General features: G+C 70.3%; 28 protein-coding genes and 1 riboswitch. Of the genes, 15 read left to right on the forward strand and 13 right to left on the reverse strand.

What is annotated here, in order from left to right:
* Nucleotides 1-16 precede the first annotated feature (16 nt).
* From OG714_RS44175 to OG714_RS44185, 3 genes are all read left to right on the forward strand, one after another.
* A complete protein-coding gene (locus OG714_RS44175) occupies nucleotides 17-1060 on the forward strand; it encodes an ABC transporter substrate-binding protein (protein ID WP_406129647.1) in 1044 nt (347 codons plus the stop codon).
* 65 nt (nucleotides 1061-1125) lie between these two features.
* Nucleotides 1126-2091, forward strand: coding sequence for an iron ABC transporter permease (locus OG714_RS44180; protein ID WP_026179484.1), 966 nt, complete (start codon nucleotides 1126-1128; stop codon nucleotides 2089-2091).
* 6 nt (nucleotides 2092-2097) lie between these two features.
* Nucleotides 2098-2928: an ABC transporter ATP-binding protein gene (locus OG714_RS44185; RefSeq protein WP_328935029.1), complete on the forward strand. Its 831-nt coding sequence runs from the start codon at nucleotides 2098-2100 to the stop codon at nucleotides 2926-2928.
* 8 nt (nucleotides 2929-2936) lie between these two features.
* Here the strand turns inward: OG714_RS44185 and OG714_RS44190 are convergent, their stop codons facing one another.
* On the reverse strand, nucleotides 2937-3548 hold the full coding sequence (locus OG714_RS44190; RefSeq protein ID WP_328935030.1) for a DJ-1/PfpI family protein: 612 nt from the start codon (nucleotides 3546-3548) through the stop codon (nucleotides 2937-2939).
* Between the two features lie 106 nt (nucleotides 3549-3654).
* Here OG714_RS44190 and OG714_RS44195 point away from each other — a divergent pair, with 106 nt between their 5' ends.
* The 3 genes from OG714_RS44195 (at nucleotide 3655) to OG714_RS44205 (ending at nucleotide 5042) form a co-directional block, all read left to right on the forward strand.
* The gene (locus OG714_RS44195) at nucleotides 3655-4215 is read left to right on the forward strand and encodes a DUF5134 domain-containing protein (RefSeq protein WP_328935031.1); all 561 of its coding nucleotides are present in this window, start codon (nucleotides 3655-3657) and stop codon (nucleotides 4213-4215) included.
* Nucleotides 4216-4547: 332 nt separating this feature from the next.
* The gene (locus OG714_RS44200; protein WP_328935032.1) at nucleotides 4548-4763 is read left to right on the forward strand and encodes a hypothetical protein; all 216 of its coding nucleotides are present in this window, start codon (nucleotides 4548-4550) and stop codon (nucleotides 4761-4763) included.
* A 3-nt stretch (nucleotides 4764-4766) separates the two neighbouring features.
* The gene (locus OG714_RS44205) at nucleotides 4767-5042 is read left to right on the forward strand and encodes a hypothetical protein (RefSeq protein WP_328935033.1); all 276 of its coding nucleotides are present in this window, start codon (nucleotides 4767-4769) and stop codon (nucleotides 5040-5042) included.
* A gap of 11 nt (nucleotides 5043-5053) precedes the next feature.
* Here OG714_RS44205 and OG714_RS44210 read toward each other — a convergent pair whose 3' ends face one another.
* Nucleotides 5054-5461 carry a hypothetical protein gene (locus OG714_RS44210; protein ID WP_328935034.1) on the reverse strand — a complete coding sequence of 136 codons (408 nt, stop codon included), beginning with the start codon at nucleotides 5459-5461 and terminating at the stop codon, nucleotides 5054-5056.
* Between the two features lie 310 nt (nucleotides 5462-5771).
* Between OG714_RS44210 and OG714_RS44215 the strand changes: the two genes are divergently transcribed.
* The 4 genes from OG714_RS44215 (at nucleotide 5772) to OG714_RS44230 (ending at nucleotide 9552) form a co-directional block, all read left to right on the forward strand.
* Entirely contained in the window at nucleotides 5772-6425 is a 654-nt protein-coding gene (locus OG714_RS44215) for a hypothetical protein (RefSeq protein WP_406129650.1), read from the forward strand.
* Between the two features lie 175 nt (nucleotides 6426-6600).
* Nucleotides 6601-7245: a superoxide dismutase family protein gene (locus OG714_RS44220; protein ID WP_328935036.1), complete on the forward strand. Its 645-nt coding sequence runs from the start codon at nucleotides 6601-6603 to the stop codon at nucleotides 7243-7245.
* Nucleotides 7224-7811 (forward strand): copper resistance protein CopC, encoded by a 588-nt coding sequence (locus tag OG714_RS44225; RefSeq protein ID WP_406129652.1) that lies wholly within the window; start codon nucleotides 7224-7226, stop codon nucleotides 7809-7811. The genes OG714_RS44220 and OG714_RS44225 overlap by 22 nt, the downstream gene beginning before the upstream one ends.
* Nucleotides 7812-8088: 277 nt before the next feature.
* A complete protein-coding gene (locus tag OG714_RS44230; protein ID WP_406129654.1) occupies nucleotides 8089-9552 on the forward strand; it encodes a PepSY-associated TM helix domain-containing protein in 1464 nt (487 codons plus the stop codon).
* 556 nt (nucleotides 9553-10108) lie between these two features.
* Here the strand turns inward: OG714_RS44230 and OG714_RS44235 are convergent.
* Nucleotides 10109-10825 (reverse strand): DUF5134 domain-containing protein, encoded by a 717-nt coding sequence (locus tag OG714_RS44235; protein WP_328935039.1) that lies wholly within the window; start codon nucleotides 10823-10825, stop codon nucleotides 10109-10111.
* Nucleotides 10826-11078: 253 nt separating this feature from the next.
* A complete protein-coding gene (locus tag OG714_RS44240; RefSeq protein ID WP_019075006.1) occupies nucleotides 11079-11444 on the reverse strand; it encodes a helix-turn-helix transcriptional regulator in 366 nt (121 codons plus the stop codon).
* A gap of 81 nt (nucleotides 11445-11525) precedes the next feature.
* Nucleotides 11526-11755: riboswitch (cobalamin riboswitch) on the forward strand.
* Between the two features lie 35 nt (nucleotides 11756-11790).
* Between OG714_RS44240 and OG714_RS44245 the strand changes: the two genes are divergently transcribed.
* The 5 genes from OG714_RS44245 to OG714_RS44265 all read left to right on the forward strand — a co-directional run bounded on the left by OG714_RS44245 (nucleotide 11791) and on the right by OG714_RS44265 (nucleotide 16362).
* Nucleotides 11791-12918, forward strand: coding sequence for a HoxN/HupN/NixA family nickel/cobalt transporter (locus OG714_RS44245; protein WP_328935040.1), 1128 nt, complete (start codon nucleotides 11791-11793; stop codon nucleotides 12916-12918).
* A 240-nt stretch (nucleotides 12919-13158) separates the two neighbouring features.
* Nucleotides 13159-13692 carry a hypothetical protein gene (locus OG714_RS44250; protein ID WP_406132154.1) on the forward strand — a complete coding sequence of 178 codons (534 nt, stop codon included), beginning with the start codon at nucleotides 13159-13161 and terminating at the stop codon, nucleotides 13690-13692.
* Nucleotides 13693-13731: 39 nt separating this feature from the next.
* The gene (locus OG714_RS44255; RefSeq protein ID WP_406129657.1) at nucleotides 13732-14487 is read left to right on the forward strand and encodes a YcnI family protein; all 756 of its coding nucleotides are present in this window, start codon (nucleotides 13732-13734) and stop codon (nucleotides 14485-14487) included.
* A 484-nt stretch (nucleotides 14488-14971) separates the two neighbouring features.
* Nucleotides 14972-15589, forward strand: a complete 618-nt coding sequence (locus OG714_RS44260; RefSeq protein ID WP_328935041.1) for a hypothetical protein — start codon at nucleotides 14972-14974, stop codon at nucleotides 15587-15589.
* 155 nt (nucleotides 15590-15744) lie between these two features.
* A complete protein-coding gene (locus tag OG714_RS44265) occupies nucleotides 15745-16362 on the forward strand; it encodes a sigma-70 family RNA polymerase sigma factor (RefSeq protein ID WP_328935042.1) in 618 nt (205 codons plus the stop codon).
* A 460-nt stretch (nucleotides 16363-16822) separates the two neighbouring features.
* On the opposite strand, the gene OG714_RS44270 is transcribed toward OG714_RS44265, so the two are convergent.
* The 9 genes from OG714_RS44270 to OG714_RS44310 form a co-directional block, all read right to left on the reverse strand.
* On the reverse strand, nucleotides 16823-17038 hold the full coding sequence (locus OG714_RS44270) for a heavy-metal-associated domain-containing protein (protein WP_328935043.1): 216 nt from the start codon (nucleotides 17036-17038) through the stop codon (nucleotides 16823-16825).
* Nucleotides 17039-17578: 540 nt separating this feature from the next.
* Entirely contained in the window at nucleotides 17579-18760 is a 1182-nt protein-coding gene (locus OG714_RS44275; protein WP_328935044.1) for a GTP-binding protein, read from the reverse strand.
* A gap of 5 nt (nucleotides 18761-18765) precedes the next feature.
* A complete protein-coding gene (gene rpmF / locus OG714_RS44280; protein WP_019065309.1) occupies nucleotides 18766-18936 on the reverse strand; it encodes a 50S ribosomal protein L32 in 171 nt (56 codons plus the stop codon).
* A 283-nt stretch (nucleotides 18937-19219) separates the two neighbouring features.
* Nucleotides 19220-19642, reverse strand: coding sequence for a hypothetical protein (locus OG714_RS44285; protein WP_406129659.1), 423 nt, complete (start codon nucleotides 19640-19642; stop codon nucleotides 19220-19222).
* Nucleotides 19643-19740: 98 nt separating this feature from the next.
* Complete coding sequence (locus OG714_RS44290) at nucleotides 19741-21312, reverse strand: ATP-binding cassette domain-containing protein (RefSeq protein WP_328935046.1); 1572 nt, start codon at nucleotides 21310-21312, stop codon at nucleotides 19741-19743.
* On the reverse strand, nucleotides 21309-22169 hold the full coding sequence (locus OG714_RS44295) for an ABC transporter permease subunit (RefSeq protein ID WP_328935047.1): 861 nt from the start codon (nucleotides 22167-22169) through the stop codon (nucleotides 21309-21311). Before OG714_RS44295 ends, OG714_RS44290 begins: the two co-directional genes overlap by 4 nt.
* The gene (locus OG714_RS44300) at nucleotides 22166-23119 is read right to left on the reverse strand and encodes an ABC transporter permease (protein ID WP_328935048.1); all 954 of its coding nucleotides are present in this window, start codon (nucleotides 23117-23119) and stop codon (nucleotides 22166-22168) included. The genes OG714_RS44295 and OG714_RS44300 overlap by 4 nt, the downstream gene beginning before the upstream one ends.
* Complete coding sequence (locus OG714_RS44305; protein ID WP_406129662.1) at nucleotides 23116-24699, reverse strand: ABC transporter substrate-binding protein; 1584 nt, start codon at nucleotides 24697-24699, stop codon at nucleotides 23116-23118. The genes OG714_RS44300 and OG714_RS44305 overlap by 4 nt, the downstream gene beginning before the upstream one ends.
* Nucleotides 24700-24722: 23 nt before the next feature.
* Nucleotides 24723-25526, reverse strand: a complete 804-nt coding sequence (locus OG714_RS44310; RefSeq protein WP_328935050.1) for a class I SAM-dependent methyltransferase — start codon at nucleotides 25524-25526, stop codon at nucleotides 24723-24725.
* Between the last annotated feature and the right edge of the window lie 6 nt (nucleotides 25527-25532).

The raw sequence follows: 25532 nt of genomic DNA on the forward strand, positions 1-25532 counted from the left end.
TACGCAAGGAGCCCGCATGTCGATCAACCGGCCGGCCGTCACCGCCCTGGCCGCAGCCCTCTGCCTCCTCACGGCGGCATGCGGCGACTCCTCGGACAGCGACACGGCGAGCGGCACGACGACCGAGGCCGCCGTGTCGAAGACCGGCTACCCGGTGACGCTGAAGAACTGCGGACAGTCCGAGACCTTCAAGAAGGCCCCCAGCCGGGTCGTCGTCATGAACGGCGCCTCCGTCGCCGAGGTCTCCACCCTCCTCGCCCTCGGCCTCCAGGACAAGATCGTCGCCAACCAGCAGACCTACGGCATGTCCGAGGTCGCGGGCCGCACCGCCGCCATCAAGGCCCTGCCCACAGGGAACGTGAAGCTCAACGACGCCTACGACATCCCCCGCGAGGCCATGCTCGGCCTGCGCCCCGATCTCGTCCTGTCGACCACCTCGTACGGCTTCGACGAGAAGAACGGCTTCGCTACCAGGGACCAGTTGAAGACCGTCGGCGCCAACAGCTATGTCTCCCCGCAGGGATGCGACCAGGACACCGCGAAGATGACCATCGCAGACAGCTACACGCTGCTGCGCGACATGGGCAAGGTCTTCAACGTCACTGACAAGGCGGAGGAGTTGATCGCCGCCTCCGAGAAGAACATCGCGGCCGTCTCGGCGAAGGTCAAGGGGGAGACGAAGACCCCCAAGGTCATGGTGCTGTTCTCCAACATGTCCATGGGCGGCAACGACTTCAGCTCGGTCGTCGCCAAGGGCATCTACAACGACATCCTCGCCAAAGCCGGCGGCTCCAACGCCTTCGAGAACGCCTCCGAGACCTCCTTCGCTGACCTGAGCAAGGAGAAGGTGGCCGCCACCGATGTCGACGCCCTCGTCGTCATCGCCTACAACGACCCGAACCCGGCGGCCTACGCCAAGAAACTGCTGAAGGAGTTCCCCCAGTGGCCGGCCGCCAAGAACAACACGTACGTGACGCTGTCCGACTCGATGTACCTCGGCCCCAGCAACGACCTGGCCGTGGAGAAGATCGCCAAGGCACTGCACCCGGACGCCTTCTGAGCCGACCCGGCCGGCTGAAGATCACCCTCGCGTTCACCCTGCTGCCCGTCGCCCTGACCGCCACGATGATCGTGGCGATCAGCATCGGCGCGGTCACCATCCCGCTCGGTGACGTGTGGGCGATCGTCCTGCACCACGTCACCGGCGCGGGGAAGCCACCGAGTGATCCGGCGCTCGACCAGATCGTCTGGAACTTCCGCACGCCCCGGGTGGTGTTGGCCGCCCTGGTCGGCGCGGCCCTGGCCGTGTCGGGCGCGGTGCTGCAGACCGTGGTGTCCAACCCGCTGGCCGACCCCATCGTGCTGGGCTTCTCCTACGGCGCCACGCTCGGCGCGGTCCTCGTCATCACCCTGGGCGGCGGTGCCGCGCTGGCCGGGCTCGGGGTGTCGGCGGCGGCCTTCATCGGCGCGGTGGTGGCGGGCGCGCTGGTCTTCGCCCTCGGACAGCGACAAGGCCGACTCGCGCCGACCCGGCTGGTGTTGGCGGGGGTCGCCGTCGGCTATGTCTTCCTCTCGGCGACCAGTTTCGTCCAACTCCAGGCGACGCCAACCGAGTTGCGCACGGTCATGTTCTGGATGCTGGGCAGTGTGGCCGGCGCCCAGTGGGACCAACTCCCCACGGTCACGGTGGTCGTGCTGGTCACCACCGCGCTCCTGACGCTCTTCGGGCGGCGGCTCAACGTCCTGTTGGCAGGCGATGAGTCCGCCACCGCGCTCGGCGTCGACGTCAACCGGCTGCGCGCCGTGCTCCTGGTGCTCAGCGCGCTGTTGACCGGAACCGTCATCGCCGTCGCCGGCAGTATCGGCTTCGTCGGCCTGATGATCCCGCACCTCGTCCGCCTCACCACCGGCGCGGACCATCGCCGACTCCTGCCCCTGACAGCCCTGTTGGGCTCGGTCTACCTGGTCCTCGTCGACCTGCTCTCCCGTACCCTCAACCGCCCCAACGAACTGCCGCTCGGCATCCTCACCGCCCTCCTCGGCGCCCCCTTCTTCCTGTGGCTGCTGCGCCACAACAAGGGTCTGGACTGAAGCCTCGTGAAACTGACCGTCGACCGGCTCCGCATCACCCTGGACCGCAGTCCGATCCTGCACGGCGTGAGCCTTGAGGCCCGCAAGGGCGACATCGTCGGCCTCGTCGGCCCCAACGGCAGCGGCAAATCGACCCTGCTGCGCGCCGTCTACCGCTCGCTCCGCCCGGCGGACGGTGTCGTCAAGGTCGGCGAGGACGACGTATGGACGCTGTCCGCCCGCGCCGCGGCCCGCCGCACGGCCGCGGTCCTCCAGGACGCCACCGGCAACACCACCGGCCTGACCGTGGCGGAGATCGTCGCCCTGGGCCGCGCCCCGCACCACGGCCTGCTGGGACGCGACGGCGCCGAGGACCACAGGGCCGTAGAGGAAGCCATCGACCACTGCGGCGTACGACCGTACGCGGACCGCGACTACGCCTCCCTGTCCGGCGGCGAACGCCAACGCGTCCTGCTGGCAAGGGCGTTGGCACAGAGTGCCCAACTCCTCGTCCTGGACGAACTCACCAACCACCTCGACATCCGCGCCCGGTTCGAGCTCCTTGACCTGATCCGCGCCACCGGCATCACCACGCTCGCGGTCCTGCACGACCTCGACCTCGCCGCCCGACTCTGCGACCACCTCGTCGTCCTGCACGAGGGAGCGGTGGTGTCCGCCGGGCCGGTCCTGGACGTACTGACTCCGCAGATCCTCAGGGACGTCTTCGGCGTACGGGCGAGCGCCGAGCGGCACGCCGACGGCGTCATCCGCATCACCTACGATGCCCAGCCGCTCGCCCGCGACGAGATGGCGGAGGCTCAGGTCGACCCAACTGCCGCAGAGCCCGCCGCACGCTGACCCGCCGGTCAGGCCCCGGAATCCGCCACGGGCTCCGGGGCCTCGTACTGGATCCCGGCCCGGGTCAACTCGCCCGCCTCGGCCCCGCCGTAGCGTGCGACGAGATGTAGAGCCATGTCGATGCCGGCCGACACCCCGGCGCTGGTGACGATGTCGCCGTCGTCCACGTAGCGGTCCCGCGTCCGTACGTCGACCGACGGGTCGATCTTCGCGAGCCTGTCGAGGTAGTCCCGGTGCGTGGTCGCCGGGCGGCCCGCCAGCAGACCGGCGGCGGCGAGCACCAGCGAACCGGTGCACACGCTGGCCAGCACGGTGCCCTGCGTATGAAGGTGCCGCAGCCACTCCAGGTGCGCCGAATCCTTGACCAGGGCGCGCGTGCCGTTGCCGCCGGGGTGGACGAGGACATCGAACGCCGGCACGTCGGTCGCGGTGTGGTCGGCGATGAGCCCCAGCCCCTTCGAACCGCGCACCACCCCGGCCTCCGGCCCAACGGCCAGCATGCGCACGGGAGTTGACGCGATGTGGGACGCCCAGAATCCGAGAACCTCCCACGGGCCGACCACGTCGAGTTCCTCGACATCGTCGAACAGCAGCACACCGATGGTCAGAGTGTCGCTCACGCCCCCACCCTAGCCTCCACCGCGACGGCCGACCGGGGTTCCTTCGCGGTGGCTTCGGGCAGCCTCAACACGTCCTGCTTTCCCGGCCGGTGAAGGAGGAACAGCCGTGGACCTCGGGCCGATCGCATGGGTGGCCGCGGGCATGGCGCTCGTGATGGGCGCCTCCGAGCTGCCTCGCCTCGCGGGCCACCACACCTTCTCACGGCCCGGCGTGGCGGCCGACGTACTGATGAGCGCGTGCATGGCCGCGATGGTGTGCCCCGCGACCGAGGGCATGTTCATCGCGGTGGGCTGGTGGCCGGTCCTGTTCGTGCTCGCGGGAGTGGCGTGCGCGGCGGCCGGAGCGCGCCAGGCCGTGCGCCCGGACCACCGGCACGGGGGAGCGCACTGGTTCCAGCACGCGGTGGCCTGCGGAGCAATGGTGTGCATGGTGTTGGCCATGCGGTCCGCGAACCCGGTCCACGCGCACCCGGGCATGACGATGGCCGGGACGGTCTCCGGATGGGCGATCGCCTGCGCCGCCCTGGCGCTCTACTTCATCCTGTCCATGGCCGTCATCCTGTGGCGGCAGGTGGTCTCGGACGGATCGTCGCGCGCAGAGGCTGTTCCGGTGGTCCGCATCGCCATGGCGGGCATCACCGCTGTGATGCTCCTGACGATGGTGTGAACAGCCGTGTGACGGTGGTGGTGACGTGGCCTCGGGCGGCCTGCTGCTCGGTGACTGCGTAACCGGCCTCATGGCGTCCGCACCACGCCTCGTCAGCGAATCGAATGACACCTCCTCACGTAGTCGTAGAGGCAGCGGAATCGGTTCCCGAGACGCGCGATGAAACGGAAGCATCGGGAGTGAACAGGCGCATGTCAGCACAGGACCGAGCCTCCGTCCCTCTGCGCGCGGGCGCGTCGCGTCGTGCGCCCGGGGGTATGCCCAGGGCTGTACCGGGCCCCAGGTAATCGACACGCCTTCGGCCGCCCGAATCCCCCGAAAGGCAGTGCACGATGAGCGACATCAACGGCCTGGAACCGCTGGCGACCTTTTGCGGAAACTGCAACTGCGGCTGCCCGCAACTGTTCGTCGACCCGAGCGCACCCGCGGAGCGCCGCGTTCTCCTCACCGACGACTTCGGCCAGCGCGTCCAGATGAGCGTCGAGCAGTTCGCCTCCCTGGTGGAGGAGGCGAAGGCCGGCAAGCTGGACGGCATAGCCATCGCCTGAGCGATGCCACGCATCCGGCGGAACGGGCCGCACGCGGTGTGGCCCTGGGACCAGGAATCAGGCAGAGGCAGGACAGGGAGCGGCGGCTCGGCGTGGCTGCTGCCTGCCGCCACCCTGGCGGTGCTGGCAGGAGGCTACGGCTGGTTGGGCGAGGTGATCGCGGGCATGGTCGGTGCCGTCGTCGGCTTCCTGTTCGGCCTCGTGGTCAGCGGGCTGCTGTACCTGCTGGTGGAGCGGGCGGTGTCCGGGCGCCCGCCGTCACCACCCTCGCGGGACTGACCTCACGGGCTTCAGGTACGTACGGCGTTGAGTACGTCCTGGCAGGCGTCGGCGGCGTGGCCGGTGGCCTCGGCGCAGATACGGCAGTGCTCGTGGTGCTCGGCGTGTCCGCCGCACAGGTCGTGGCTGCGCTGACAGACGATGAGACAGGCTTCGACCTGGGCGGTGAGCAGCGCCGGGTCGTGGCTGCTGTGGCGGGTCAGGATCCGGCGGGTCGTGGCGGTGACGTCGGCGCAGTCCAGGTCCTGGTCGATGGCCGTGCGCAGCCCGTCGGCGTCCTTCTCGGCGAGCATGCCCGTCGCGCATGCGGTGACGGCTGTCTCGCAGGCGGCGAGTACGTCGATGGCCTCGGCCAGCACCTCGCCGCCGAGGATGCTCTCGCTGGTGACACTTTCGATGAGTTCACGGGTGTGGATCATGACAACCCCAAGGATGAGGGAAAAGCGGGGTGTACTCCGCCGACGCTAGTACCGCTCGTGCCGTTGTGAAAGAGACGAACTCCGAGGTGTGAACTCCCAGGTGTGAACGCCTGGTTGCTCCCGCCCGTAAGGAACCGAGAAGCCCATCGGTTCGAGGAGTTGTGCGATGCCCCGGAGGTGCCGCGGCGGCGGAACACGCCGGGGGACCCGCACGGTATGGACCGCGGAGAGCGTAGGCACTCTGCGTCCGTTGCGGGCGGCCGTCTTCGCGGCTGTCTGCGTGGTGACTACGGCACTGGGGCACGCCGTCATGTCCGGTGATCTCCCGCCGTGGTGGACGCTGGTCCTGGCGTTCACCGGGACGGCGACGGGCGCCTGGTGGCTGACCGGCCGCGAACGCGGTGCCATAACTGTGGTCGGGGCGACGGCCGTTGCTCAGGGGCTGCTGCATCTGCTGTTCGACGCGGCCCACTCGCTCGTCGGCATATTGGGGACGGAAGCGGCTCCTGGCATGGACCACGGGATGGGGTTCTCCCCTTCCGGCATGGTGATGGACATGGGTCACTCGGGTTCGGGCATGGTGATGCAGGGCGCCGGGACAAAGGGCACGGCGGGCATGCTGCCGCTGGAGTCCGTCATGGCGCGGCACGGCTCCACCGGGATGTTCCTGGCCCATCTGCTGGCCGCTGTCGTATGCGGACTCTGGCTCTGGCGCGGTGAGACGGCGGCCTACCGGCTCGGCCGAGCCTTGGCCGTGGCGCTGTTCGCGCCGCTTCGGCGTGTCCGTCGCATGCTGGCGCGCACGGTGCGCGAAGTCCGCAACCTCGTGGGTCGAACCGCGGTGGGCGTGGCGGAAGTTCAGCCGACTGTTTCCGCCGTACTGAAACACGCCGTCATCCGCAGAGGGCCACCCAGGGCCAGTTCGGCGCTCCCGCGCCTGTCACCCGGCCCGCTGTTCGTCTAACGCCCCCGAACTCCCCTGTGGATTTTCGGCGTTGGCCAGGGCCGGTTCATTCCCTGGATCGGCGTACGCGCTTGCGTATGCCGGCTCCTCCACCCGGCCCGGAGCACGCCCGTCTGCCTGCTTGTACCGCAGCGACGGCGCATGCTCTCCGCTCCGCTGATCGATCGGGAATCCCATGCACCACAACAGACTTGTCCGCGCATCCACGTCGGGCGACGCGCTGACGCCCCGAACCACCCACCGCAGGAACCGACTTACCGCTTGCGCTGCCCTGGTAGCTGCCGCGACGGCCCTCGCCACCGGCTGCGGAGGCCATACGGCCGACCACACCTCCGCCAAGACCGCGTCGTCCTCCGCCCACGGCATGGACGGGATGTCCGGCATGGCGATGGGGGACCCCTCGGCCACGCCCGCCTACAAGATCTCCGGCGCGAGCGTGGTGAAGGGCACCTTCAAGATGCTCGACACCCGCCCGCCGGGCATGGACAACGTCAAGGGCACGGCCTGGCTGGCCCAGGGCTCCAAGGGCACCACGGTCACCGTCTCCCTGACCGGCCTCAAGCCCGGCCACGTCTACATGGCGCACCTTCACGCCCAGCACTGCTCCGCCGACAACGGAGGGGAGCACTTCCAGTTCGAGAAGGGCGGGGCGGCCATGCCCCCGAACGAGATCCACCTCATGTTCACCGCCGACAAGTCGGGTACGGGCATGACGACGGTCAACAACTCCCGCAAGACCGGCAAGGGCGCGGTCGCAATCGTGATCCACCCCAACGAGGCACAGGACAACCGGATCGCATGCGCCGACTTCGACTTCTGAAAGCGACGGCCGCGCCGCTCGGCTGGGCGGGTGTACTGCTGCTCCTGTGCGGCACACCCGCTTACGCCCACACCGGGCTGAAGGACGCGGCACCAGCCCCCGGCGCGAAGGTCGGCGCGGGCACCAGCGTGGTCCGGCTGACCTTCAACAACCTGACAGTCGGGATCGCGCCCAAGATCAGCATGGTCGGACCCGACGGCGAGGCGATACCCGTGGGACAGCCTGTCGTCACCGACACGACCACGGCCTGCGCCGCCGTGTCCCCGCTGCCCGCGGGGATCATTACCCTGACCTACTCGATCACCGCGGGCGACGGCGACGCCCAGACCAACTCCTTCCAGTTCGAGGCCGTCGCCAGCACCAAGCCCGCCGGAACTCCTTCCGTCTGCTCGCACTTGAGCCTGTCGGCCCCGGATACGGGGACGTCCGAGACCTTCCTCGGCCTCGGCCGCACCACGGGGGTGACCGTCCTGGCGGGTGGCGCCGCCGTGGTGGCGGGCGGCGGGTTCCTCACCATCCGTGGCCTGCGCCGCCGGAGAGTCCTGGAGGAGAGCGGCACCGAATGAGGTGAGGCCCGTTCTTGGGCCGCCGGGCCGGAGAGGGGGTCCCCGGTCCGGTTCGACGCATGCCCTCGCGCGGCCGGCTGTCAGAGGAACTGGGCGTCCACGCCGCCAAATTCACGGAGCGGGCGGGAACTCAAAGGCCCGCCCATCCGACTGTTTCAACGCAGCGGCCGAAAGCGGGCCGTGGAGCGATGCCGCGGGGACTCACATCGAGCGGGCGTCGATTCCTGCACGGATCCCGGTGCCTCGCGCACCGCCGACACCGCACGAGGTGGGATTGATGTCCGTCAACTCCGATACCCCCGACCTGTCCGAACCAGGCGGAGCGATCAAAGAGAAACCAGCGGCAGCGCCGATCACGACCGTCACCGAGACCGCCGCCCCGGCACGCCGGCAGGGCGGCTTCGGCGCACTGCTGGTGCGGCTGCACTTCTACGCCGGCGTCCTGGTGGCGCCGTTCCTGCTCGTCGCGGCCGTGACCGGCCTGCTCTACACGTTCACGCCCCAGCTGGACTCGTTCGTCTACGGCAAGGAGCTGCACGTCTCCCACGCCGGTGGCAGTGTCCGCCCCCTGTCGGAGCAGGTGGCCGCCGCACGGGCGGAACATCCGACGGGGACCCTGACCGCCGTACGCCCCGGCAGCGGCGACGACACCACCCAGGTGGACTTCGCCCTGCCCCAGCTCGGGGAGAACGCGCACACCGTCTACGTCGATCCGTACACGGGCAAGGTGCGCGGGCAGTTGACCACCTGGTACGCCGACACGCCCGTCAAGACATGGCTTGACGCCTTCCACCGCAACCTGCACCTGGGAACGATCGGCCGGTACTACTCCGAGATCGCCGCGAGCTGGCTGTGGGTCCTCGTCCTCGGCGGCCTGATCCTGTGGTGGCGCCGTCAGCGCGGCAACCGGACCGCGCGGCGCCTGCTCCTGCCGGAACGGGGCACGAAGAAGGGCGTACGGCGCACACGCAACTGGCACGCCGTGACCGGTGTGTGGCTCGCCATCGGTCTGCTGGGTCTCTCCGCCACCGGTCTGACCTGGTCCCGCTACGCCGGCGCGAACTTCGGCGAGGCCCTGGACGCGCTGCGCTCCGGCACGCCCGGGGTGTCCACCACCCTGACCGAGGCGAAGGGTTCCGCCGCCGCCAAGAGCGTCGACCCGAGCGAGATCGACGGCGTGCTCAAAGCGGCCCGTGACGACGGTCTGAGCGGCACGGTGGAGATAGCCGTACCGGCGGACGGCACCACCGCCTGGACCGTGACGCAGACCCGCAACCTGTGGCCGGTCGGCCGGGACAGTGTCGCGGTCGACGCCTCGACCGACACCGTGGTCGACCGGGTGGACTTCGCCGACTGGCCGGTGCTGTCCAAAGTGACCCGCTGGGGCATCAACGCCCACATGGGCACCCTGTTCGGCATCTTCAACCAGATCGCACTGGCCCTCCTGGCCATCGGCCTGATCTCCGTCATCCTCTGGGGCTACCGCATGTGGTGGCAGCGCCGCCCCACCCGTGCCGACCGCCGCGCCCTCCTCGGCACCCCGCCCGCGCGCGGCGCCTGGCGCGGCCTGCCCTCCCGGACCGTGGCGATCGGCATCGTCGTGGTGGCCGCGGTCGGCTGGGTGATCCCGCTCTTCGGCATCCCGCTCGCCATCTTCCTGGTCGTCGACCTCGCCGTCGGCGCCAACCGGCACCGCCGCACGCCCACTTCGCAGACGACCGCGACCACCTCCGGAAGCTGACCGGCACGAGCCCCCGTTGTCCTCCCCGGAGGCGGCAGATCAGGTGACGGAGCCGCTGCCGCCTCCAGGTGTCCGTACCGTCGTGGGGCGGCCGGGCAGTCCTGGCCCGGCAGGACGCCGACCACGCGGACCCGACACCGCTCGGCTGACGAGCAGGTGCAGCAAGGTGCTCGTCGAAAGTCCCGCGACGGCACCGAGCGGCGCCCCCGCTGTGCCTCCGGCGATGAACCCCAGCCAGGCGTACCCACTGGCGAGCAGCCCCGTGGTCAGCACCGACAAGGACCACGCTTCGCTCAGAAGTCGTCGTGCAGTGCGTAGTCTCCGGTTTTCGGTGACGGGGTGCTCCCAGGGCCATGCCCCATCCGCAGTGCTCCTGGACGTCCCGAGTATCTCGGACATTGCCCCACCCCTCTTGACGCCGCGCGCTCCGCCAGCCGCCCCTACGGCTATGGGCGGGCCCTCGATTCCTCCCCACCCGGAGTCGACGAAAACAACGGAAGCGCGGGACGGAGCCGTGGGGTCCGTCCCGCGCCCCACGGGCAGTTGCCGTGTGACGTCACACGAGCAGGGCGAACATGACGGCCATCCCCAACGCCATCGCGGCATGGCACGCCGGGGACAGGGCCCCGCCCTGGCTTACCGCCTCCAACGCGGCCCCGCCGTCCGGCTGTTCACGTTCTGAGACGGTGCCTCTTTCCCTGGTCCGGTCGAGAGCATGGGTCAGCCAGGACAGGCCAAGACCCCCAAGGACCACCGCGAACAGCACCGCCGTCACTCGCGGCCCTGTCCCGGTCAGACTCATGGCGGCCAGACCGGAACTGCCCGACATGTCCATTCCCGCCATGTCATGCGCACCGGCCGCCTCCGTGTGCCCGGACATACCGCCTGAGGACTCCATCGCCGCCACCATCCAGGCCATGGCGCCCATCATCACCACATGGGGCAGGGCGGCGAGTACCGCTCGGCGCCTTGTACGGTCACCGGTTCGGAAGGGGGCCGCCGCCAGGAACCACAACCCGCCCACCGAGAACAACACCACCTGCGGAAGCGCCGCCAGGTCCATGCCCCAGGGCCAGGCCATGGCGATCATCAGCACCCCCATCGCCGCGTGCCACAAGTGATCCGCCCGCTCGGCCAGCCCCGTGGCGGGCAGAACCATCCGCCACACCCCGTACAGGACCGGCATGGCGAACATCAGGCTCAGGATCCAGCGCAGTCCGCTCGCGGCGATCACGAAACCCCCAACTCCGGGACGCCGTGAGGCATCCGTCATCCGATTCACGACGGGGTCGCATCAGCAGAGGAGAGGCGAAGGGCGCGGTCGCCGACCAACTGGATGGACGCAACAGGAGTCGGAGCGGCGCAGGAGTGAGTTCCCAAGGCGCCATGTGAGTACGGTCACTTGGGCGGCGGGCGGCGGGCGGCGGGCCGCGAACGCACCACGAAGCGGACCGCGGCCGACCGTCCGTACGACCTGCACGGCGGCTCGATGAACGGGTGGTCGGCGCGGGTCAGTTGAAGACGACTCAGGCCGCAGGCTCCGGCGGAAGCGAGGAGTCCAGCAGCGCCGCCATGCCGGGATCGGTCAGCCGGTAACGGACGACGCGCCCGTCCTTGTCGGCGGTGACGGTGCCCGAGGCCCGTAGCAGGCGCAGGATCTGGGAGACGGACGTGTCGCTGATTCCCGTGGCCAGCGCCAGATCCGATACGGCGATGGGCCCGGCCCGGTGCACGGCCAGCAGCACGGACAGCCTGTTCGGCTCGCCCAGCAGGGAGAAACGGGCGGCCCACTCGTTGACGCGGGCGGCATCGCCGATGCCCTCGATGGCCTCGCAGACGGTGTGCTCATCGATCGCACGGCGATGCGCGCGACTCTCCGGAACCAGATGCATGCACCCATCCTCACCCCTGCCCCCGCGTGATGCACAACACCTGCGCAATTGCGCAGACTTGTGGATGACCAGGTGCCGCACCTAGCCTGATCCGGCCGTGGTGTTCGGGAAGACCGGTGCACCGTGTCCGATCAGGTTCGGGCACGGGAGTCCGGAGCGGCCCTCGCCACTGTGATCGGGAAGTCTCCGCACCATCCCCGCTCCCACCAGGGACCGGGCGGCCACTGGGCGCACGTCGCGCCCGGGAAGGCCGGGCGGCGCAGACGTTCGACCCGTCAGCCAGGAGACCGGCCACGGCACCGTACGACGACCCCGTCCACGAGGTGCTGGAGAGGCTGCCCCGAACATGACCCTGCCCGAAAACCCCGCCCCGCCGACCATCGCCACCGGGACACCGGCCGCGCAGCCACTGCGCTGGGAACGCCGGGACTGGCTCCGCACCGGCGCCCTGCTCGCCGTCATCGCGGCCCTGCACGTTGTGGCCTTCATGATTCTGATCGCCATGGTCGCCCCGAACCACTACACCGTCGGCCATCAGGTCTTCGGCGTGGGACTCGGCATCACCGCCTACACCCTCGGCATGCGGCACGCCTTCGACGCCGACCACATCGCGGCCATCGACAACACCACCCGCAAGCTCATGGCCGACGGCAAGCGTCCGGTGTCGGTCGGCTTCTGGTTCGCGCTGGGCCACTCGACGATCGTGGTCGCGATGGCCTCGCTCATCGCCGCCGGCGCAAAGGTGACCGGCACCCTGCTCAACGAGGACTCCGACTCCCGTGTGACCCTCGGCCTGATCGGCACCACCGTCTCCGGCACCTTTCTCTACCTGATCGCAGCACTCAACCTGGTCGCCCTCACCGGGATCTACCGGGTCTTCAAGGCCATGCGCGCCGGCCAGTTCGACGAGCACGAGCTGGAGAAGCACCTCGCCAACCGCGGCTTCATGAACCGCATCCTGGGCCGGCTGACGAGGTCCATCACCCGGCCGGGCCAGATGTACCCCGTCGGCGTCCTGTTCGGCCTGGGCTTCGACACCGCCACCGAAGTCACCCTGATGGTCATGGCCGGCTCCGGCGCCGCCGCCGGCCTGCCCTGGTACGCGATCCTGTGCCTGCCCCTGCTGTTCGCCGCGGGCATGAGCTTGTTCGACACCCTCGACGGCTGCTTCATGAACTTCGCCTACCACTGGGCGTTCTCCAACCCGGTCCGCAAGGTCTACTACAACCTCACCATCACCGGCCTGTCCATCGCGGTCGCCTTCATCATCGGCACGATCGAACTCGTCAGCGTCCTGCACGACAACCTCGGCCTCCAGGACGGCATTACCGACTGGATCTCCGGCATCGACCTCGACAACGTCGGCTACATCATCGTCGGCCTCTTCGTCGTCGTATGGGCCTGCGCCATCGCCTACTGGCGCCTGGCCAACGTCGAACACCGCTGGAACACGAAGACCGCCAACGCGGACTGACACCTCGGTCGCGGGGCGGTCGGAGGCTCCGCCCACCCGCGCTCCCGCCCGCATCGAATTCATCGGCCGAGCCGGGAACTGAACGGGACCCGCATCCGACTCGTAAGGAAGACGAAGGGCTGACCAGGTAGTACGTGGACGGTGATGCGCATGCGCGGGCAAGGGGAGAGATCCTCGAACCGCACGGCCGCACCGGCGAACGTGAGCGCGTCCCCAGCGGTACGAAGCTTGCGTGCGGCGGTGTTCGCCGTGCTGTGCGTGCTGCTCGCCGCCGGAGGACACGCACTGGCCATGGGCGCGGCACCACCCGTGTGGATACAGGCCGCCGCAGTCCTGCCGATCTTCGCGGTCGGCTTTCTCCTGGGCGGCCGAGAACGCTCGTTGACCGGCATCGGCGGCGCGACGCTGGCAACCCAGGGCGGCCTGCACCTCGCCTTCGACGCCGCACGCCCTCGTACTGCGATGGCCATGCCCGGCATGTCCATGAACCACGCGCACGCGATGACACCGCACGCCACCGCCGCCCACGTCGGAGCGGCCCTCGTGCTCACCTGGTGGCTGCGGCGCGGTGAGGCCGCGCTGTGGTCACTGTTGCGGTGGGCAGTCAACTTCCTGCCGGGGCTTGCCGCTTGGTGGCAGGTAGCGCGCGGGACGCAGGGCGGGGCGAACGCGCCGCGCCCGACGGCGCGGCCCGCCGGTGTCACCCGGCAGGTGCGGCTGCGGTACGCCGTTCACCGACGCGGACCGCCGACGGGGATGTCGTACGCAAACTGAGCCCGACATCCCTTCACGAGTACGGAGATCCACTCAGCCATGTCCGCACACCGCACCGCCCTGCGCCGCGCAGGCACCGTCGCCGCCCTCGCCACCGCCGGAGTCCTGGCCGCCGCCGGGGTCGCCTCCGCGCACGTCACCGTCCACCCCGAGAGCTACGCCAAGGGAGCCACGGACGGCGTCATCACCTTCCGCGTCCCCAACGAAGAGGACAAGGCCAGCACCACCAAGGTCCAGGTCTACCTGCCCACCGACCACCCCGTCCTCGGCGTGCTCGTCTCCCCGCAGGACGGCTGGACCGCGAAGGTCACGAGCACCAAACTGAAGACCCCGATCAAGACCGACGACGGCACCATCACCGACGCCGTCTCCGAGATCACCTGGACCGGCGGGAAGATCGGCGCCGGCCACTACGAGGACTTCAACGTAGCCTTCGGCCAACTGCCCGACGACACCGACCAGCTGGCCTTCAAGGCGCTGCAGACCTACTCCGACGGCAACGTCGTCCGCTGGATCGAGGAGAGCACGGGCGGCGAGGAGCCGGAGAACCCGGCGCCGGTCCTCAAGCTCACCGCCAAGGGCGCGGACGCCGAGGGGAGCAGTACTTCGGCCGCCTCGGCGACGGCTTCCAAGAGTTCCGGCGGCAGTGCCGACACTTCCAAGTCGACCGCGTCCGACAGCGACTCCACGGCCCGCGGGCTCGGCATCGCCGGGCTCATCGTGGGTGTGCTGGGGCTGGCGGCGGGGGCGTTCGCCGTAGTGCGCAGCCGCTCCGCCGGATCTCGGGCCGAGTGATTCGGGTTGCCCTGCCGGTGGAGACCTGCGGGTGGGGCAACCCCGTGGACCCCGACCTGTGCCGTACGACGGGACTGGAGAGGGGTATTGCATGAGCCCCAAGCATTGCCGCCACGGCCATGCCGACGGCCAGTTCGGTACTGGAAAGGCAGGCGCCTGGCTAATGGGTCGAACCCCACCTTGTGCTTCGACGTCGCCAACCTCGTTGGCGCGGACGACGGTTGGTCGCCATGACGTCCTCGGCCACGGGCGAGGGAAGTTCCCGTGTCCCGAGCGGGGTGTCCACCACAAGGCAGAGGAGAAAGGGGTATTGCACCGACGCCGCCCGCATTGAGGGCCACTCCAACAGAAGTCGGACAGGAATCACTTTGAGTTCCGGCCTATTGGTGTGGCCTGGGTCACATGCTGTGGATCGAGTGTGATGGGCTATGGGTTTGCTTACCCGCACATGACAGAAGGTGCCCCGGTGCCAGGATGAGGCGCCATGAGGCCAGGGTGGTGTTCTCGCGCGATGCGGGCCGCGATGTTCGCGGCCGTCTGCGTGGTGCTCGCTTCCCTGGGCCACGTCATGATGTCCGGGGACTACGTGCCCGCGTGGGCACTGGCCACCGGACTGGTCGTCACCGGCGTTCCGGGCTGGTGTTTGGCGGATCGTGAACGTGGGCTCCCGCTCATCGTGACGGTCGTGGTCGCCGCCCAGGCGGTGCTGCATTCGGCGTTCCTGCTTGCCCAGCCGACGGCTGGTGATTCGGTCTCCCCGGATACCACCATGAACATGGCCTCGATGCGGACGGGCTCCATGCACATGGCCAACTCGTCGGCCGGTGGTACGTCGTCGGCCGGCATGCTCGTCGCCCACCTGCTGGCCGCGCTGCTGTGCGGGCTCTGGCTGGCCCACGGCGAGAAGGCCGCATTCCGCATCCTGCGCGCTCTGGCCGGGCGACTGGCGGCTCCGCTACGACTGCTGCTCGTCCTGCCCGCGCCCACGGACCGCCCGCGCATCCGCAGGAGCCACCTCTACCCGGACCGGGCGCCGCGCCTTCTCCTCCTCGTCCACGCGATCACCTCCCGGGGACCGCCGGCTCGGACCGCTGTCGTCTGAGGACAGCCGGTATCCCGAGGCGGCCTGCGAGGTGTGCCCCGGGCCACGGCCGTACGTCCGCGCAAGCGCCGTAGGGCCGTCCCACCCCACTCACCGGACCGCCCGCGATCTCGCGCGCCTCGGTCCGGATCGCGGATGACTGAGAAGGACTCCAGGTGATCACTCCTGCCCTGCCCGTTTCGAGCGGCACAGGCGAGAAGAAGCCGGCAGCTCTCGACGAGGCGATCACCGCGTGGGCGCTCGCGGCCCGGGGTGGTGACGCGGACGCGGTCGACCACTTCGTCCGCGCCCTGCAACGCGATGTCCAGCGGTACGTGGCTCATCTCTGCGGCGATCCGCAGGCAGCCGACGACCTGGTGCAGGACACGTTTCTGCGCGCGCTCGGCAGCCTGCACCGCTTCGAGGGCCGCTCCTCGGCGCGTACCTGGCTGCTGTCGATCGCCCGCCGGGCCGTCATCGACAGCTACCGCTACGCCGCCGCGAGACCCCGTCTGTCCGACGTACCGGACTGGCAGTTGGCGATCGAACTGGCCCAGCCGATCGACCTCCCCGGCTTCGAGGACGGCGTCGCTCTCCTCGACCTCCTGGCGTTGCTGCCGGACGAGCGCCGCGAAGCCTTCGTCCTGACCCAGATGCTGGGCCTGCCGTACGTGGAAGCCGCCGAGGCGAGCCACTGCCCGATCGGCACGGTCCGCTCCCGCGTCGCGCGCGCCCGGGCGACCTTGACCGACCTGCTCGCGGAGGCGGAGGAACCCGCCGTAGCGGCGGTCTGAGTGCTGCGCTTGTCGGCGCCCGATGGGGGATGCGTGACGGTGATGACATGTCGCGTGCGTCGGGCGTGGCAGGCGAGCGTCTGGTGGCGGCCGGGAGCGAGCGCACCGTCCGGCTGGGGCGAATGGCCGTGGTGAGTCCATCCCCGTATCGGCGTCTGCTGACATCAACAACCCATCACTGGACGGGTGTTGCCTGGCTTGTCGTCCGTCTCCGCGAGGTGACCGACCGTGAAGTCGTCGTCATGAGGCGCGCTCCGTACGGCCGGGCTGTCGGGGGCGAGGAGGTCACCGATCGGGACGTCGTCCGTGCCCTGGCCGGAGAATCGGCATCGGCACGGTCGGCCGCCCCCGGACGTCACTCACCGCCGTGTCGGGCGTTCGCGCGGGCAGGACGGCGGGGGTGGTGCCGTCCTGCCCGGACCTGGCCTCGGGACGCTCTCGACCGGATGGACCGGCTCGGTCAGGCGGCGACCGAGTCTGCGACGGCGTACCCGGCCTCGACGATGGCCGCCCGCAGCCGCGCGTCGTCGAGGTCGGTGCCGTGCACGGTGACGGAGTTCGCGGCGACGTCGACCACGACATCGCTCACGCCCGCCACCGCCGACACTTCTTCTTTGACGCTTGCCGCGCAGTGGGCACAGGTCATGCCGGTGACGTTGTACTGCTTCTGAGCCATGGGGAACTCCTGGTGCTTTGAGGGCTTTTGATGGGATACGGACCCGCAGGTGCGGATGTTCAGGCAGGGACCATCGGTTCAGTAGTCGGCCGAGCGGGGCGCGGAGTTCCCTGTGAAGTTCCGCGGGTTTCGGTGCCGAGGCGGGGAAGGATTCCCGAGCAATGGGAGTCCGGCGCGGGTGGAGGACAGCCGGATGGCGTTTCTACGGCGCCAGCTCCCCGGCAGGGCGCAGGCCGTGTAGCCCTGCGACCGCCGACGCAGCAGGACCCGGCACATCCGGACGCGGATCAGCAGTGGGAGCCTGGCCGCTGCTCGCGGCCACGGTCGCCGATCATCGGGTCAACAACCCGGCTTCCTGCAGGGCCCTGATCGGGTCAGGGGAGTTTCAATACGTGTCCGGAGGGCGGTTTGATCTGGGACCGGGTGGCAGGGACCAGAGAAGATATGAGGGGCTGCGGCTTCTCCTTATTGCCCCTACGGATCGGTGTCCATGCCGGGCTGGGCGGCGCCGTGGCTGCGTTCGCCGCCCGGCCCGGGGCCTCAGGTCCCCGCTACGAGTGCGGGGTGTTCGTGCTCGCAGGTGTCGTCGATGCCGTAGGTGTCCCAGGCGGGGAAGGGGTCGACGGGCGGGAGGTTCTCGCTGTCGGTCATGAGGCAGTTGGTCAGTGCCGCGTGCAGGGCGTTCGGGTGCAGGTGTGTGCCGATGAAGACCAGTTCCTGGCCCTCGGGGCTGTCGGGGTTGCTCGCGGCAGAGGGTTCGAAGCGGGCGACGGAGCCGGCCTGGGGCCACAGGCCCGTCACCCGCGGGCGGCTGGCCAGCGTGAAGAAGCCCTTGGAGCGCAGGATCTGTCCGTGTGCGCCGCTGTCGAGTTCCTCGGTCACGAACGTCCACAACCGGCCGGGATGGAAGGGCAGTTCGGAGCGGAAGACGGTCGAGGAGATGCCGTACTCCTCGGTCTCGGGGACGTGGTCGCCGTTGAGCTCCCGCACCCAGCCGGGGGCCTGTTGGGCGCGTTCCAGGTCGAAGAGCCCGGTGCCCAGGACGTCGCCGACTTTCACACGGCCATGGACGGCCGGGACGACGCGCGCGGCCGGGTTGAGGCGGGTGAGGGTGGCCCGCAGCCGGTGTGCCGACTCCTCGTCGACGAGGTCGAGTTTGTTGAGGACGATGACGTCGGCGAACTCGATCTGGTCCATGAGCAGGTCGCTGACGGTGCGTTCGTCGTCCTCGTACTGGTCCAGGCCGCGTTCGGCGAGTTCGTCGCCGCCGGTCAGTTCGGGCAGGAAGTTGGCGGCGTCGACGATGGTGACCATGGTGTCCAGGCGGGCGATCTCCTCGAGGGTGGCGCCGTCGTCGCGGGCGAAGGCGAAGGTCGCGGCCACCGGCATGGGTTCGGAGATGCCGGACGACTCGATGAGGAGGTAGTCGAAGCGGTCCTCGCGGGCCAGCTTGTCGATCTCCTCCAGCAGGTCGTCGCGCAGGGTGCAGCAGATACAGCCGTTGGTCATCTCGACCAGGCGTTCCTCGGTGCGGGACAGGGCCGCCTCGCCGCCGCGCACGAGGGCGGCGTCGATGTTGACCTCGCTCATGTCGTTGACGATGACGGCGACGCGCAGTCCCTCGCGGTTGCCGAGGACGTGGTTGAGGAGAGTGGTCTTGCCCGCCCCGAGGAATCCGGACAGGACGGTTACAGGCAGTCGGTCGTGAGAGCCGTAGGACATGAAGGTCAGCCCTCGGGGCGCAGCAGCCCGCGCTCGTACGCCTTCGCCAACCGCTGGGGCACCAGGTACGGGACGCCGTCGATGGTGATCGGCACGAGCGTCGGCGTGGCCGCCTTCCACTGGGCGCGGCGGTGACGGGTGTTGCTGCGGGACATCTTCCGCTTGGGAACGGCCATGGAGTCCTCCTGGACGAGCGGGCAGGGGCCAGGAGACGGACGCTACATGAAAATGGATCCCATTACTAATAGAGTCCTGCTGTCCCGGGCGCCCGAGACGGCGCTCAGCGCACGGCCACCAGGACGTGACTGTTGCCGAACTGCCAGACCGTTCCCACGTCGTTGAATCCGGCGTCGCGCAGCAGGCCGACATGGTCCGCCAGGGTCAGGCCGTCGTTCTCGCAGGGGGATGGCGGCGCTCGCCCTGCCGTGCGAGTCCGGGATCGGCCTAAATGCCGGACCATCAGGACTGCCAGTCCTCGTGGGCGGACGTCAGGTGCCGCTCGGCGTGACGGCGCCCGACATCGAGCGCGAGGCCGCGGATCGTCGCCGAGTCCGGGCTCATGTGGTCCCCGTTGACGAACACGCCCCCGGGGCGCAGGCACTTGGCGATGTCCTGGTACACGCCGCGCAGGGTGCTCTTGGTCAGGTAGTGCAGGGCGGTGGTGGACACGGCCGCGTCCACTGGGCGGTCCACGCCGAGTGCGTCGAGCCAGCCGGGCTCACCGATCAGGGCCTCGACATAACGCTCTTCCTCGCCCCTGTACAAGAGCCGGGCAGTCGACGGGTTCGGCATCCTCACCGGCCGGACCGTCGCCGGCGACACCCCGCAGATGTCCTGGCCGCTGGGCACCTCCGCCCTGGTCCTCAACGCGCTCGCGGTCATATGGCGGCCGCCGGCCTTCGCCGGCGCGGACCCCGAGGCGGGATCCTGCCCGCTCTGGGCAGCGCATTCCCAGCGGTCCGAGGCCCTCCCTGAATCGGTCAGCGTCCCGCTCCCGCCCCCAGACGTGTCGTGGTCTCCAGGAGCGCCGCGGTGAACGGGTGGCCCGGCGCGGTGAGTACGCGCCGGGACGGGCCCTGTTCGACGAGTTCGCCGGCGTCCAGGACGGCGATGCGGTGGGCCAGGGCCGCGGTGTCCAGGTTGTGCGTGATCAGGACCAGGGACAGGTCGTCGCGATCGCGGAGCAGGGTCACGAGGGTGTCGAGGATGCCGCGGCGGGTGACCGCGTCCAGACCGGAGGTGATCTCGTCGCAGAGGAGAACGCGCGGCCGGGCGAGGAGCGCGCGGGCGAGGGCCGCGCGCTGGAGTTCGCCGCCGGACAGCTCTCCGGGGTGCCTTCGCACCGATTCCTCCGGGAGGCCGAGGCAGGTCAGGATGGCCAGGGCCTCGGTCTCGGCGGCGTGGTTGCCGGTGCCGCGCAGCCGGACCGCGGTGCGGGCGACCTGGTGCAGCACGGGGCGGTGTTCGTCGAAGGCGGCGCGCGCGTCCTGGAAGACGTACTGGACGGCCGCCAGCTGTGCGCGGTCGCGGTCGCGGAGGCTGCGCGGCAGTGGTGTGCCGTCGAGGAGGATCTCTCCGTCGTGGTCGCGGTGGAGTCCGGCCAGGCAGCGGGCGAGGGTGGTCTTGCCGCTTCCGGATCGGCCGACGACGGCCAGACTTTCGCCCGCGCGCAGGTCGAGTTCGGTCAGCCGCAGTATCTCGGTCGTACCGCGGGTGCTGTCGCGGTGGCGGGCGGTCAGGCCGCGGGTCCGCAGGACGGGACGGCCGGTGCCGGTAGCGCCTTCCGGTCGCGTGAACTCCGGTTGCCCGCAGAGCAGTTCGCGGGTCCGTTCGTGCCGGGGCGTGAGCAGCAGACGCCGCGCCGGGCCTGACTCCACGACCTGGCCCGCGCGCATGACGATCACCTCGTCGGCGAGCGCCCGTACGACGTCCAGGTCGTGGCTGAGCAGGACGACGGCGATGCCACGGGCCGCGACGGCCGCCAACTGGTCGACCACACGACTCTTGGTCAGGGCGTCCTGACCGGTGGTGGGCTCGTCGGCGACGACGACCCGGGCGCCCAGCAGCAGGGCTTGGGCGAGGACGACGCGTTGCTGCTGGCCGCCGGAGAGCTGGTGCGGGTAGCGACGCAACATGGCTTCGGCGTCAGGGAGTTGGGCTTGGGTGAGGGCGTGCAGGACGCGTTCGCGGGCCGCTGACCGGCGCCGGCCGCGGGGCAGGTGGCGTACCTGCGCGCGGGCGATGTCCGTCAGGAGGGCGGAGACGCGGCGGGCGGGGTTGAGGGCGGCGGCCGGGTGCTGGGGAATGTAGCCGACCAGGCCGTCGGCCGCCAGGCGTACGTCGCCGGTGACGTAGGCGCCGGGCGGGTACTCGCCGAGCAGGGCGAGGCCGGTGGTGGTCTTGCCGCTGCCGGAGGCGCCGATCAGGGCGGTGACCTTGCCGGGGAGGGCCTTGAGGCTCACTCCGTCGACGATCGCCCTGCCGCCGACCTCGACCCGCAGGTTCCGGATCTCGGCTAGGGGCTCGTCGGCGGTGGCGTTCTCGTGGTTCACGGGTGTGCTTCCTTCTCGGTCCGGCGCCGGATGCCGCCGGCTGTGCCGCGGGCGCGCATGCCCGGCCTCTCGCCCTGGCCCAGCGCGGCGTCGAAGAGGAGATTGGTGCCCATCGTCAGGGCGACGATCAGAAGGGCGGGGACGACCACGGCCCATGGCTGGACGAAGAGGCCGGTGCGGTTGCGGTCTACCATGACCGCCCAGTCGGCGGCGTCCGGCGCGACCCCGACACCGAGGAACGCGGCCGTGGCCACCAGGTACAGCACGCCGGTCAGCCGGGTTCCCGCGTCGGCGGCCAGGGTGCGCAGCATGGAACGGCCGACGTAGCCGACGGCCATGCGCCACCAGGTCTCGCCCTGCATACGCAGCGCCTCGACGGCGGGACGGGCGGCGGCCTCCGCGGCGGCGGCGCGTACGAGCCGGGCCGCGTCGGGCACGTTCGCCAGCGCCACCAGCAGGGCCAGCCCGACGGGGCCGGGGGAGAACACGGTGGCGGCCAGCAGGATCAGCAGCAGCGACGGAACGGCGAGCAGGACGTCCAGGGGACGCAACAGCAGTTCGTCCAGCCAGCGGCGATGGGTGAGCGCCGCGAGCAGGCCGACGGGGAGCGCGACGAGATACGACAGGGCGGTGGCGGCGAGGGCGGTCAGCGCGACCGGCCGGCCGCCGTGCAGCACCTGCCGCCACACGTCCCGGCCCACGAAGTCGGTGCCGAGCCAGTGGCCGTCGCCGAGCGTGAAGGACGCCGTCCGTGGCCCCGGCTCGCCCGCGAAGAGCGGGCCCAGCAGCGCGAGCACGAGGGGTACGGCGACGACCGTGACGCCGAGAGCGAAGCGGCCGGTCCGCGGCTTCTTCACGCGGCGACCCCCGCCCTGGGCGCGAGACGGTAGGCGACGAGGTCCGCGCCCAGGTTCAGTACGACGGTCAGCACGCCGAACACCACGGCGAGACCCTGCACCACCGGCACGTCGCGTTCGGCGACGGCGTTGAGCAGGACGGTGCCGAGGCCGGGGATCGCGTAGAGCGCCTCCACGACGATGACACCGCACAGCAACCAGTCGATGGTGCGCGCGAGTTGCTGGGCGGCGGGGGCGAGAGCGGTGGGCAGGGCGTGGGTGTAGCGGATGCGGGCGCCGGAGATGCCGTAGCGGCGGGCCTGGGCCACGTAGGGCGAGGCGAGCGCGTCGATCATGCCGGCCCGCACCAGGCGGGACAGGGAACAGACCGGCCGGGACAGCAGGACCAGCACGGGCAGGACGAGCGCGGCCGGGTGGCCGAGCAGGTCGGTGCCGTAACCGACTGCGGTCGGCGGCAGCCAGCGCAGTTGCAGGGCGAACACGGTGACCAGCAGAACCCCGAGGGCGAACTCGGGCACCGCGTACACGGCGAGCGTGACCGAGCTGATCAGCCGGTCGGCGAGGCGCCCTTCACGGCGGGCGGCGACCACGCCGAGGCCGAAGCCGAGCGGGACGAGCAGAACCACGGTGAGCGTGGCCAGCAGAAGGGTCGGGCCGAAGCCGTCGGCGAGGAACTGGCCGACCGGGCGGCCGGAGGTCAGGGAGGTGCCGAGATCGCCGTGGAGCAGGCCCGTCGCCCAGTCGGCCAGCCGCTCGTACGCGGGCCGGTCGAGGTGCATGGTCTCGCGGATGGCGGCGATCCGGGCGGGGTCTGGCTGGTCGCCCGCCAGGGCGACGGCGGCGTCGCCCGGCAGCGCTTCGGTGAGCGTGAAGACCAGCAGCACGACGGCCACGGTCTGCGCGATGCCGAGGAGCAGCCGCCGGACGACGAAGGAACGCAGTCCGCTCACGCGAGCCAGACCTTGTCGAAACGGGCCCAGTCGAGCGTGTTGGCGGGGGCCTCGGTCTCAACTCCCTTCACATTGCGGGCGGTTCCGAGGATCCAGTCGGCGAATCCCCAGATGAGGAATCCGCCTTCGGTGTACAGGCGGCGCTGCATCCGGTCGTAGACGGCGGTCCGTTCGGTCGTGTCGCGGGTGGACTGGGCCTGCCGGTAGAGGGCGTCGAAGTCCTTGTGCTGCCACTTGGTGGCGTTGGTGGTGGAGTCGGTGAGCAGGCGCTGGGAGATGTGGGCCTCGATGGGCATGGCGCCGGAGCGATAGCAGCACAGGGTGCCGTTGTCGAGGATGTCGGCCCAGTAGGTGTCCTTGCTGCCCATCTTCACGTCGATGGTGACGCCCGCCTTCTTCGCCTGGTCGCGGAAGATGGAGGCGGCCTCGGTGAAGCCCGCGGCGACGGCCGAGGTGTCGAGGGTGACCTTCAGGTTCTCGGCGCCGGCCTGCTTGAGGAGGGCGCGGGCCTTGTCGAGGTCCTGTTCGCGCTGGGGGAGGGCGTCGGCGTAGTACTCGTAGCCCTTGCCGAACAGGTCGTTGCCGATCACACCCGCGCCGGACAGGGCGCCGTCGACGAGTTCCTTGCGGTCGGCGATGAGGAAGAACGCCTCACGTACTCGCCTGTCGTCGAAGGGGGCCCGGTCGGTCTTCATCGCGAAGCCCTGCATGGCGCTGCCCCGCAGCCGCACGATCTCGATCTGTCCCTTGCCCTCGTGGGCGCGGGCGGTGGTGGGGTCGAGTTCGTGGGCGTACTCGACCTGTCCGCCGAGGAGTGCGTTGACGCGGGCGGACTCCTCGTTGGCGACGACGAATTCGAGCTCGTCGAGGTGCGGGGCGCCCTCCCAGTAGTCGTCGTAGCGGCGGAAGACGGCCGAGCGGCCGGGGGCGAAGGAGACGAATCGGAAGGGGCCGGAGCCGATCGGCTTCGTGTCGAAGTCGGATGTCTCCCCCGCGTTCGCCGGGACGATGTACGCGCCGAACGCGGCCAGGGCGTTGGGGAATTCGGCGGTGGGCCGCTTGAGGACGAATTCGATGCTCCGTTCGCCGGTGGCGCGGCTGGCGTCGAGGTCGAGGGGCTCCAGGGACGCCTTGGCGCGGAACGCCTGCTTGGGATCGGCGATACGGCGGTAGCTGTAGAGAACGTCCGCGGCGGTGACCGGCTTGCCGTCGTGGAAGGTCGCCTTGCGAAGGGTCACCTGCCAGCGGTCCAGGGTCTTGTTCGCCTCCCACTTCTCGGCGAGGCGGGGCCGGGCGGAGAGGTCGGCGCCGTAGTCGGCGAGTTTGTCGTACAGCGCCTTGGCGCGGGCGGCGTCGGCGAAGAGGTTGGCCAGGTGCGGGTCGAGGGTCTCGCTGGCGCCGCCGCCCGCGAACACGGCGCGCAGCCGCCCGCCTCGCTTCGGAGTGCCGTCGCCCTTGGCGTCGGAGTCCTCGCTGCCGGAGCCGCCGCATCCCGCGAGAGCGAGCGCGCCGAGTGAGGCGGCGCCCGCGGCGGCGAGGAAGCCGCGGCGGCGCAGGCCGGGGAAGCGTTCGTCGTACATGGTCGATCCTTCGGGTGCGAGTGTCAGGGGGTGGTGTTCAGGCGTGCGACGACGTGCAGTCGGTCCGCGTCCGTCGTGTCGCCGGGCAGCCGGCCCTCCTGCCACGGCGGTTCGGTGCGCGGGCCGGGCCCGTCGTGGAGTTCGAGGACCTCGAAGCCGTGCGCGGTCAGCAGGTGCCGCAGCTCCTGCGGAAACAGCAGCCGCCACGCGGAACGCTGCTCGACCGGCTCAAGTCCGTCGTCGGCGGTCCACACCCGCTTACGGCACAGGAGTTGGGCCGTACGGTCCACGGTGAGCGTGGTGGTGGACCGGTAGGTGACGTCCTGCCAGGTGAAGGAACTGACGGCGGGCGCGTCCAGCAGGTCGGTACGGCCGAGGAAGTAGGCGCCGTTGCGCATCTCCGCCACCAGCAGACCGCCGGGAGTCAGGGCGCGGCGGCAGGACTTCAGGAACGCGTCGATCTCGTCGTTGGTATGGCAGTACAGCAGGGCGCTGTCCAGGCACACGACGGCGTCGAACTCGCCCCGGCCCAGGTCGAAGCCGTGCAGGTCGGCACGGACGTACTCGGGTCCGGGGTGGTGGGTGCGGGCGTGGGCGAGCATCGCCTCGGAGAGGTCGGCGCCGGTCACGCCGCGGCCGGCGCCGTGGAGGTGGGCGGCGTCGCGTCCGGTGCCGCAGCCCGTGTCGAGCACGCGCGGTCCCGCGCCGTACCGCCGCAGACAGTCCTCCGTCCAGCGCCCGGCCAGCCGGTCGGGATCCGGGAAGCGGGCCTCGTACAACTCGGGGTTGTCGGTGAGCAGGTTGTGCGGAATCGTCGTAGACGTCATGCCGTG

Origin of the sequence: Streptomyces sp. NBC_00989, from assembly GCF_045162655.1 — a bacterium.
GTDB lineage: Bacteria > Actinomycetota > Actinomycetes > Streptomycetales > Streptomycetaceae > Streptomyces.

Excerpts from the sequence above, each read along its gene's own strand:
- OG714_RS44175 (WP_406129647.1), top strand. The coding sequence starts at position 17 with ATGTCGATCAACCGGCCGGCCGTCACCGCCCTGGCCGCAGCCCTCTGC.
- OG714_RS44180 (WP_026179484.1), top strand. The coding sequence starts at position 1,126 with ATGATCGTGGCGATCAGCATCGGCGCGGTCACCATCCCGCTCGGTGAC.
- OG714_RS44200 (WP_328935032.1), top strand. The coding sequence starts at position 4,548 with ATGAGCGACATCAACGGCCTGGAACCGCTGGCGACCTTTTGCGGAAAC.
- OG714_RS44205 (WP_328935033.1), top strand. The coding sequence starts at position 4,767 with ATGCCACGCATCCGGCGGAACGGGCCGCACGCGGTGTGGCCCTGGGAC.
- OG714_RS44210 (WP_328935034.1), bottom strand. The coding sequence starts at position 5,461 with ATGATCCACACCCGTGAACTCATCGAAAGTGTCACCAGCGAGAGCATC.
- OG714_RS44215 (WP_406129650.1), top strand. The coding sequence starts at position 5,772 with ATGTCCGGTGATCTCCCGCCGTGGTGGACGCTGGTCCTGGCGTTCACC.
- OG714_RS44220 (WP_328935036.1), top strand. The coding sequence starts at position 6,601 with ATGCACCACAACAGACTTGTCCGCGCATCCACGTCGGGCGACGCGCTG.
- OG714_RS44225 (WP_406129652.1), top strand. The coding sequence starts at position 7,224 with ATGCGCCGACTTCGACTTCTGAAAGCGACGGCCGCGCCGCTCGGCTGG.
- OG714_RS44230 (WP_406129654.1), top strand. The coding sequence starts at position 8,089 with ATGTCCGTCAACTCCGATACCCCCGACCTGTCCGAACCAGGCGGAGCG.
- OG714_RS44235 (WP_328935039.1), bottom strand. The coding sequence starts at position 10,825 with ATGACGGATGCCTCACGGCGTCCCGGAGTTGGGGGTTTCGTGATCGCC.
- OG714_RS44240 (WP_019075006.1), bottom strand. The coding sequence starts at position 11,444 with ATGCATCTGGTTCCGGAGAGTCGCGCGCATCGCCGTGCGATCGATGAG.
- OG714_RS44245 (WP_328935040.1), top strand. The coding sequence starts at position 11,791 with ATGACCCTGCCCGAAAACCCCGCCCCGCCGACCATCGCCACCGGGACA.
- OG714_RS44255 (WP_406129657.1), top strand. The coding sequence starts at position 13,732 with ATGTCCGCACACCGCACCGCCCTGCGCCGCGCAGGCACCGTCGCCGCC.
- OG714_RS44260 (WP_328935041.1), top strand. The coding sequence starts at position 14,972 with ATGAGGCCAGGGTGGTGTTCTCGCGCGATGCGGGCCGCGATGTTCGCG.
- OG714_RS44270 (WP_328935043.1), bottom strand. The coding sequence starts at position 17,038 with ATGGCTCAGAAGCAGTACAACGTCACCGGCATGACCTGTGCCCACTGC.
- OG714_RS44275 (WP_328935044.1), bottom strand. The coding sequence starts at position 18,760 with ATGTCCTACGGCTCTCACGACCGACTGCCTGTAACCGTCCTGTCCGGA.
- rpmF (WP_019065309.1), bottom strand. The coding sequence starts at position 18,936 with ATGGCCGTTCCCAAGCGGAAGATGTCCCGCAGCAACACCCGTCACCGC.
- OG714_RS44285 (WP_406129659.1), bottom strand. The coding sequence starts at position 19,642 with ATGACCGCGAGCGCGTTGAGGACCAGGGCGGAGGTGCCCAGCGGCCAG.
- OG714_RS44305 (WP_406129662.1), bottom strand. The coding sequence starts at position 24,699 with ATGTACGACGAACGCTTCCCCGGCCTGCGCCGCCGCGGCTTCCTCGCC.
- OG714_RS44310 (WP_328935050.1), bottom strand. The coding sequence starts at position 25,526 with ATGACGTCTACGACGATTCCGCACAACCTGCTCACCGACAACCCCGAG.